Genomic DNA, 8,529 nt, shown 5'->3' with positions numbered 1-8,529 from the left:
GCCCACCAGCAGCACGGCGACCAGGAACAGCAGATGATCCGCGCCCTCCAGGATGTGCCGCACGCCCAGGCCCACCCAGCTGGCGAAGCCCTCCACCGCCCCGGCCGTTCCCTCCAGCGCCAGCGAGGGGTGTTCCTGATCCGCGAAGTCCGTGCCCGCCGGAGCGCCGCCTTCCGCGGATCCCGCGCGGATCACCCGGTAGCCCGCTGGCAGCGCGTCCAGCACGCCGAACGTCTGGTGGAGCGCGCCCGGAGGACAGCGGAAGTCCGCGCGCAACGCCACGCCCCCTTCCGGATCCCTGGCCGCGCTCGAGGCTTGGAGGATGCAGGCAGCGCCGTCCGCGAACAGGGGCACGCGGCTCCAGACGCGCGCCTCCAGCTCCGCGCGCCGGGCCTCGGACGCGTCCGCATCGAATGCGGGCAGCAGCAGGCGGAGCGCTTCCGGGGACAGCGTGAGCGTCTCGCGCACGAGCGCCGGGGACGCGTCGTCGCGGACGGCCCGCACGGAGATCAGATCCGCTTCGTGGGCGTGGGCGACGCCGGACCCCAGCAGGGCCAGGGCCATCAGCGCCACCCGGACGGCGGGGACGGGCTTCATCGCGACCGCGAGCCTGCCCTCCGCGCGGCCCGGCCGTCCACTGCCGGATGCCGCACGGGGCGAAGCGCCGCGACCGCCGCCGTCACTATTCGGGCACGAACTCCAGGGTCACCTGCCGGCGTCCGCTCAGCCCGCCGTGGTGCGCGCCGCAGCGGGGACAGACGAGGGGCGCGTCCCAGTCCCACGACGCCTGCACCTCGTCGCCGCAGCAGAGCATGGGCAGCGTGCGCAGCACCTCTTCATCCGGCGGCAGCGGCCGGGGCAGCGGCTCCGGCGCCACCGACACGAAGGTGGGGTGCGGGTTCTGCGACAGCGTGCGCTGCACGTACGCGAGCTGTTCGTAGCGCACGTGGTTCGCCCACGAGCGCGCCATGTGCTCCACGTGGGCGGACTGCTCCGGCGTGAGCCACGCATCCGGCAGCGCGCGGTGGCCGCAGTACAGGCAGTGCCACGCGGGCAGTTCCTCCGCCGTGTACGCCTCGTGGACGTTCTCGAAGGGGAAGTAGCCGGCCAGCAGCCGCTGCAGCATCCCCGGATCATGCCGGTTCGGACGCGTCTTGAAGTTGCGCTGGCAGCGGGGACATTCGCGCCGTACGAAGCCCGCCTTGTCGCGCGGCAGCTCCAGCCACGCCATGTCCAGCTCCGGCACGTTCACGCCAGCCCCCGCCGGCGACCCAGCGAAGCAACGGCCAGCACGAACGCGATGATGGAGAACACCAGGAGGAGGTGCACCCACTGCCCCTCCGTCGAACCGGTGATCAGCCCCATCACCCACAACACCATCAGAATGATGCCCATGGTCCAGTACACGCCACGCCTCCCGCCACACAGGGCCCACGAATAGAACGAGGCGCAAGCTAGGAACGCGGCCCCCTCGCGGCAACAGGGGGAGGTTTCTGCAGCCTCAGGTTGGGAAACAAACTTCCCTCCCCGGGCATTTTTTCAGACCGGCCATGGGCCCGCGGGGCCGTTCCGGACGCGCTCTATAAGGATCCTCCAAGGAGGCATACACACGCATCGTACGCTGGCACGTTGCCTGCTTAGTCGCAGGGTGTGGGCGAGTCAGCGGGCGCGAGCAGTCGGGCGCCAGGGGAGGGCGAGATGCGGGGTTGGACGGTGGCGATGGCGGCGGTGGTGGTGCTGGTGGGGACGGGCGCAGGGGCTTTCCCGGTGCAGGTGCCGGTGGGTGCGCAGGGTGAAGCGCCGGACATGGCGGCCCTGAGGGCGGAACTGGCGGAGAAGGACGCGCAGCTCAAGGCGGCGCTGGCCAAGCTCCAGATGTACGAGGACGAGGCGGACTTCCACCGCGCGGAACAGATGGGCGTCGTCGAGGCCGTGCGCGCCTCCGGCCTTCCCGAGCGGCAGCAGCGCCGGCTGGCCGTCTCCATCGTTCGCGAGGCGGAGCGCAACAACCTGGATCCGATGCTGGTGGTGGCGCTGATCCGCTGCGAGTCCTCCTTCAACAACTACGCGGTGTCCGGGGTGGGCGCCATGGGCCTCATGCAGGTGATGCCGGACACGGGCAAGTACCTGGCGGGCAAGGCGGGCTACCAGCTGGGCCGGCACACCAACCTGTTCGACTTCGAGACCAACGTGAACCTGGGCACCGCCTACCTCGCGGAGCTGATCGGCCGGTTCGGCTCCGTGGAGAGCGCGCTCGTGGCCTACAACGCGGGCCCCACCACCGCCCGGAAGATCCTGGCGAAGAAGGAGAACCGGGTGAAGTTCATGGCCGGCTATCCCGCCAAGGTCGTGAAGGAGTTCCAGAAGCTGAAGGCCCAGCAGGAGCGCGCGGTGAGCTTGCGTGCTGCCCAGCCGACGGAAGGTCGCAAGGGTTGACCGCTGCGTGACACGGCTTCCGCCTGATCGCCAACACTCGGGCGGAAGTTGCATGCCTGCCACTGACCGAAAACGCCGCAAGGGTGCAGTGTTCGTCTCCGGCTGTGCACCCCCACGGGTCACCTTGGGAAAGCCGGACCCCACACGGGGTCCGGGATGTGTTTCAGCCGCCATCACCTTCGCAGGCGGCACACAGGTGCACACCTCAGCGGGAGCACGGAACATGACGGGGCTTCAGATTCTTCGGGAAGAGGCGGCGGGACGGGTCACCCTGCGCCTGGAAGGAACGTTGGACGGCCGTACGGCGCAGGAGCTGAGCCTGTCGCTCCAGTCCCTGGCCAAGAGCGAAGTCGTCCTGGACTTCGCGCACCTGCGCGAGTTCAAGGACAGCGCGGTGGGGGTGCTCACGCACGGCCTGAAGGAAGGCGCGGTGGAGATGCGCGGCCTGGCCACGCACCACGAGCGGATGTTCCGCTACTTCGGCGTGCTGTCCTCGCCGGCGACGAACCGGGCCTGGTACACGCCCGAGGACGTCCTCTCCGTCTAGCAGCGGCAGTGCCCCGGGCGGTCCCCGAGCATCCCTGGAAGCCCCCGCGCAAGCAGGCGGGCTCCGAATGCGAAGGTGCCGCCCTGGAGGGTGTGCCGGCTCGCGGTCGCCTGGGTTAGAGTCCGCCCAGGATGACCCAGCCCGCCCGCGTCCTCGGTCCAGTTCCCACCCCTGCTTCCGCGCGCGCGGTCATGGAGCGGCTCGCCGCCCAGCTTGGCCGCGCCGTGCAGGGCAAACCCGTGGAGGTGCAGCGCGTCGTCACCTGTGTGGTGGCGGGCGGGCACCTGCTGCTGGAGGACATGCCGGGTGTGGGCAAGACGACGCTGGCCGAGGCCCTGGCCCGCGCGTGCGCCCTGTCCTTCTCCCGCATCCAGTTCACCGCGGACCTGTTGCCGGCCGACATCCTGGGCGCACAGGTGTTCCACTCGCAGACGGCCACCTTCTCCTTCCGCCCCGGACCGCTGTTCCGGCAGCTGGTGCTGGCGGACGAGCTCAACCGCGCCCCGCCGCGCACCCAGTCCGCGCTGCTGGAGGGCATGGCCCAGGGGCAGGTGTCGCTGGACGGTGAGACGCACCCGCTGCCCTCGCCCTTCACCGTGGTGGCCACCCAGAACCCGGTGGACTTCTCCGGCACCTATCCCCTGCCGGACTCCCAGTTGGATCGCTTCCTCGTGCGCCTGTCGCTGGGCCACCCGGCGCCGGACGTGGAGGCGCGCCTGCTCACCACGCGCGGCGCGGCGTCGCCCCTGGCGTCGGTGGAGGCGGTGACGGGGCCGGAGGAGCTGGCGTCGCTGCGCGACTTCGCCGCGGAGGTGAAGCTGGACGCGTCGGTGGCGGAGTACGTGGTGCGGCTGGCCCGGGCCACGCGCGAGCATGGCGACCTGGAGCGCGGCGCCTCCACGCGAGCGGTGCTGGCGCTGGGGTCCGCCGCGAGGGCCCAGGCCCTGTGGGAGGGGCGCGACTTCGTCACCCCCGGCGACGTGCGCACGATGCTCGTGCCCTGCTGGGCGCACCGGGTGCTGCTGCGAAGCGCGGTGCAGGGCGTGTCCGCGCGCGACGAGGCGGCGCACCTGGTGGAGGAGCTGTCCCGCAAGGTGGCGGCCCCCCGGTGAAGGCCGCCGCCCGCCCTCCCTTCCGGGCGCGGCTTCGCGCCCTCTTGCGGCCGCCGCGCACGCTGTCGGTGACGAAGACGGGCCGCACCTATCTGGTGGTGACGCTCGGCGTGGGGCTGGGCGCGCTCAACACCGGCAACAACCTGCTGTACCTGCTGTTGGGCCTGCTGCTCAGCATGGTGGTGGTGTCCGGCGTGCTGTCGGAGCGCTGCCTGCGCGACCTGACGGTGCGCCGTGTGGGCGCCGACGCGGCCTTCGCGCGCGAGCCCTTCGCCTACCGCTGGGCGGTGTCGCGCAAGGCGGGGCACGGCTTCGCGCTGACGCTGTCGGAGGACCTGTCGCCGCTCGTCGGCACCGGCCGGCTGGGCTACCTGCCGGCGGGCAAGGAGCTGGTTGTCCGGGCGGACCTGGCCGCGCCGCACCGGGGCCCGGTGCGGCTGTCCGGCGTGCGCGTCACCACGACGTGGCCGCTGGGCCTGTTCGCCAAGACGCGGGTGTTCTCGCTGGAGGGCACGCTGCTCGTGTACCCGCGCCGGGGCTACGCCTGCCGGGAGCCGGGACAGGCCGAGACGGGCCCCCGGGGTGAGTCGGGCAGTCCGCGCCATCAGGACGGCACCGGTGACGTGGCGGGCCTGAAGGAGCTGGCCCCGGGCGAGGATGCGCGCCGCATCCACTGGAAGAAGAGCGCCGCGGCGGGGCGCCTGCTCAAGGTGGAGCGCGAGCGCGAGGAGCGCCGCATCTGGAAGCTCGCGCTGGCCCCCGGGCTCACGGGCGACGCGCTGGAGCGCCAGTGCGAGGAGGTCGCCGCCCAGGCGCACCAGCTCCTCGGAGCGGGGCACGAAGTCGGTCTCCAGCTTCCGGACCACATGCTGCGTCCGGCGGCGGGGGCGGGGCAGGAGCGGAGGATCCTCCAGGCGCTCGCGTGGGTGGGCTTCGAGGACGTGGACGCCATCACGAAGCAGGAGGCCGCGTGAAGCGTCCCCTGCGGCTGCGACTGGTGCTGCGAGACCTGGGGGCGGGCGCCGCGTTTGGCGCCATGGCCGTCTCCGGACAGCTCCCCCTGTGGGTCCTGGGGGTGTTCCTGCTGTCGCTGGTGCTGGCGCTGTGCGACGTGCGGCTCGTGGCACGGCACTCACGCCTGTCCGCGCTGCTGCTGGTGATCGCGGCCGTCCTGCTGGGCCTGCGGCTGACGTCCGGCGCGATGAACGCGGTGGTGGCCGCGTGTGCCTTCGCGGGCCTCATCTCCGCGCAGCGGATGCTGTCCACGCCGGACGCCCCCGCGGACGGCCAGACGCACCTGACGGGCCTCTTGATGGTGGCCGGCGGCGCGGCGCTGTCCGGCGACATGACGTACGCGCTGTGCCTCATCGCCTTCGGGGTGCTGGCCAGCCTGTCGCTGGCGCTGGGCGTGGTGGAGGCGGCGGTGCCGGACGGCGAGCCCGTGCCGGTGCGCTCGGTGCTGCTGCCCCTGTCCGGGGGCCTGACGTTCGCGGTGGCCGGCGCGATGGCCTTCTTCATCCTCTTCCCCCGCCTCAACTGGGCCATGGTGGGCCCGCGTTCGGCGCCGGGGTTCGGCGCGGTCAGCAGCGCGGGCTTCTCCGACACCGTGCGGCTGGGCGGCGCGGGCACCATCAAGAGCAACCCGCGCGTGGTGCTGCGCGCCACGCTCACCCCCGACCCGGGCCGCGAAGAGCTGGACGCCTATTGGGTGGGCCGCACCTACGACACCTTCGACGGCCAGGAGTGGACGAACGTCGTCGGGGCCCTGCGCACCGAGCGGCAGATCACCCTGCGCCCCGCCAGCGACACCCTGCTCCACCAGCGGGTGGAGCTGCTGCCCGCCTACGGAGGCCGCACGCTGGTCGCGCTGGAGTCGCCGTCGCGGCTGGGAAACGCCGTGGCCCTCACGCCCACCGGAACGCGCGCCAGCACCGTCCAACTGCACGGCGGCGGCGAGGTGCGCTTCACCATCACCGCGCCCGCGTACACGTACGAGGCCTACAGCCTGCCCCCGGACGCGAAGGCGGTCACCGCCTCCGGCCTGCGCTCCGAGGAGCGGGATCAGCTCCTGGCCCTGCCCGAACACCTGGATCCGCGCGTGGCCCAAATGGCGGCCCAGGTGCTCAACGGAGAGAAGGAACCGCTGGCCGCGGCGCGCAAGCTCGTCAGCCACCTGCAACGCGATTACGCGTACACGCTGGAGCAGGGAGGCCCCCAGGAGGATCCGCTCGCGGACTTCCTCTTCGTGCGCAAGGCGGGGCACTGCGAACACTTCGCCACCGCGCTCACGGTGCTGCTGCGCACGCAGGGCATCTCCGCGCGGCTGGCCACCGGCTTCTTCGGCGGGGCGCGCATGGACGGCGGCTACCTGGTGCGCGCCGGTGACGCCCACGCGTGGACGCACGTGTTCGTGCCGGGGCGCGGCTTCGTCACGGTGGACGCCACCCCGCCCTCGCACCGCACCAGCCAGGGCTCCGTCCTGCTGGAGAAGCTGCTCGCCCTCTACGAAGCCGTGGAGGGGCGCTGGCGACAGTCGGTCGTCGACTACTCGTTCCGCGATCAGTTCGAGCTGGCGAGCAAGCTGGTGCGCCCGCCCCGACGCCCCGCGGAGGCAACCTCCACCTCCAGCCGCCTGCCTCCGGCGCGCGCGTGGGTAACGGCCGCCGTGGTGGCCTTCCTCGTCTGGCGCCTGGGCCGCATCGTCGCCCGCTGGCCGCGCCGCGCCCTGCGCCTGGAGGCCACGCGCTTCCTGGACCGGGTGGACGCGCAGCTGGCCCGCGCCCAGGTGCAGCGCCTTGAAGGCGAGTCGCTGGAGGACCTCACCCCGCGGCTGGCGCGCGAGGGCCACCCCCTGGCCCTGGCGCTCACGCCCCTGACGCGCCGTTACCTGGAAGCGCGCTTCGGGGGCCGTGCCCTGCGCGAGGGAGAGGCCGAGCACCTGCTGGGGACGCTCCGCCGCGCGCTGGAGGCCGAGGCCGCCCGCCGCACCGCGGAACCTACCGGGCAGGCAGGCCCTACCGCCCGCGCCTCCTGAGCGGAAAGGAAGTGCCCTCCGGAAGGAAGCGGCCTTCCGCTCCCAGTCGCCCGCCCACCTCAGGGACGTCCGGGCGAAGCCGAAATGCCAACGCCCGCGCCTTGCGCGACCATTAAGCGTTACTGCGAACCTCATCCGTGAGCGCCATCGCGACGCGTGCCCGGGGGCGAAAGAGACGTGCACTTTCTACCCACTCAGGCCCGCGGATTTCCTCCGGTGGCCGGGTAACGGTTACAGACCGACCTACCCCGGCCCCTCCCTGCGTCCGTTAACCCCTTGGAGACACACGCGAATACATCCGACCGCGGTTGGCATCCCGGTTGCTCAAGGCAATGCACGTCAAGTTGTAGGGCTTGAACCCAGAGCACCTTTCAAACGCCTCCCCACGCGAGGAGGCCCCAATTCGGAGAATCCATCCATGCAGGCCTCGACCGAGCAGTCGTCCAATTCCGGCTCCCTGGCGATGTATCTCTCGGAGATCAACCAGTACAACCTCCTGAAGGTGGAGGAGGAGCAGGAGCTGGCGCGCCGCTTCATCAAGGGCGACCTGGCCGCGGGTCACCGCCTGGTGACGGCCAACCTGCGCTTCGTGGTGAAGGTTTCCTACGAGTACCGCTCCTACGGCATCAAGATGTCCGACCTCATCCAGGAGGGGAATATCGGCCTGATGAAGGCGGTGCAGAAGTTCGATCCGGACAAGGGTATCCGCCTCATCTCCTACGCGGTGTGGTGGATCCGCGCGTACATCCAGAACTACATCCTGAAGAGCTGGTCCCTGGTGAAGCTTGGAACCACGCAGGCGCAGCGCAAGCTGTTCTTCAGTCTGGCCCGCACGCGCCGGGAGCTGGAGAAGCTGGGCAGCGGCGACGCGGTGGTGAACGTGGATGAGATCGCCCGCAAGCTGCACGTGAAGCCGGGCGAGGTGCGGGAGATGGAGCAGCGCATGGGCGGCCGGGATTTGTCCCTGGACGCGCCCATGGGCGAGGACGGCGGCAACAGCCACGTGGACTTCGTGGTGAGCGCCGCGGCGCCCCAGGACGACGAGTTCGCGGACAAGGAGGAGGCGGGCCTCATCAACAACCGCGTGCGCACCGCGCTCATGCGCCTGGATCCGCGCGAGCGCTTCATCATCGAGCAGCGCGTGATGAACGAGCGCCCCATGACGCTCAAGGAGCTGGGCGAGCACTTCGGCTTCTCCCGCGAGCGCGCGCGCCAGCTGGAGATCCGCGCGAAGGACAAGCTCAAGTCGGAGCTGGCCGCGCTGATGGCGGAAGTGGATCCGGAGACCCTCGCCGCGCAGGGCTGACGCATCCCGGCAGTGCCCACGCCACCCCGCCGCCCCACTCCGGGCGTGTGGGGTGCGCGTGTTTCAGGGACACGGGTGTTTTCGCGCCCGGCCG

Annotated in this window: 9 protein-coding genes; 6 read left to right on the top strand and 3 right to left on the bottom strand. The window is 71.5% G+C overall.

Annotated features, from left to right (window positions below):
* From D7Y13_RS10885 to D7Y13_RS10875, 3 genes are all read right to left on the bottom strand, one after another.
* Positions 1–597, bottom strand: a 597-nt coding sequence (locus D7Y13_RS10885; RefSeq protein WP_500683180.1) for a HupE/UreJ family protein, incomplete at its 3' end; no start/stop codon positions are given.
* Positions 598–682: 85 nt separating this feature from the next.
* On the bottom strand, positions 683–1,252 hold the full coding sequence (locus D7Y13_RS10880; RefSeq protein ID WP_233595572.1) for a hypothetical protein: 570 nt from the start codon (positions 1,250–1,252) through the stop codon (positions 683–685).
* Positions 1,249–1,395 carry a lmo0937 family membrane protein gene (locus D7Y13_RS10875; protein ID WP_370450742.1) on the bottom strand — a complete coding sequence of 49 codons (147 nt, stop codon included), beginning with the start codon at positions 1,393–1,395 and terminating at the stop codon, positions 1,249–1,251. The genes D7Y13_RS10880 and D7Y13_RS10875 overlap by 4 nt, the downstream gene beginning before the upstream one ends.
* A gap of 303 nt (positions 1,396–1,698) precedes the next feature.
* On the opposite strand from D7Y13_RS10875, the gene D7Y13_RS10870 reads away from it, so the two are divergent.
* The 6 genes from D7Y13_RS10870 (at position 1,699) to D7Y13_RS10845 (ending at position 8,435) form a co-directional block, all read left to right on the top strand.
* On the top strand, positions 1,699–2,436 hold the full coding sequence (locus tag D7Y13_RS10870) for a lytic transglycosylase domain-containing protein (RefSeq protein WP_120532986.1): 738 nt from the start codon (positions 1,699–1,701) through the stop codon (positions 2,434–2,436).
* Between the two features lie 223 nt (positions 2,437–2,659).
* Positions 2,660–2,983: an STAS domain-containing protein gene (locus tag D7Y13_RS10865; RefSeq protein ID WP_120532985.1), complete on the top strand. Its 324-nt coding sequence runs from the start codon at positions 2,660–2,662 to the stop codon at positions 2,981–2,983.
* Positions 2,984–3,114: 131 nt separating this feature from the next.
* Positions 3,115–4,095, top strand: a complete 981-nt coding sequence (locus tag D7Y13_RS10860) for an AAA family ATPase (RefSeq protein ID WP_120532984.1) — start codon at positions 3,115–3,117, stop codon at positions 4,093–4,095.
* Positions 4,092–5,069 carry a DUF58 domain-containing protein gene (locus D7Y13_RS10855; RefSeq protein WP_120583835.1) on the top strand — a complete coding sequence of 326 codons (978 nt, stop codon included), beginning with the start codon at positions 4,092–4,094 and terminating at the stop codon, positions 5,067–5,069. The genes D7Y13_RS10860 and D7Y13_RS10855 overlap by 4 nt, the downstream gene beginning before the upstream one ends.
* Positions 5,066–7,129: a transglutaminase TgpA family protein gene (locus tag D7Y13_RS10850; RefSeq protein WP_120583834.1), complete on the top strand. Its 2,064-nt coding sequence runs from the start codon at positions 5,066–5,068 to the stop codon at positions 7,127–7,129. Before D7Y13_RS10855 ends, D7Y13_RS10850 begins: the two co-directional genes overlap by 4 nt.
* A 418-nt stretch (positions 7,130–7,547) precedes the next feature.
* The gene (locus D7Y13_RS10845) at positions 7,548–8,435 is read left to right on the top strand and encodes an RNA polymerase factor sigma-32 (RefSeq protein WP_120532981.1); all 888 of its coding nucleotides are present in this window, start codon (positions 7,548–7,550) and stop codon (positions 8,433–8,435) included.
* Positions 8,436–8,529 lie beyond the last annotated feature (94 nt).

Source organism: Corallococcus praedator (assembly GCF_003612125.1).
GTDB lineage: Bacteria > Myxococcota > Myxococcia > Myxococcales > Myxococcaceae > Corallococcus > Corallococcus praedator.
This window is presented reverse-complemented; position numbering and strand designations above follow the sequence as displayed.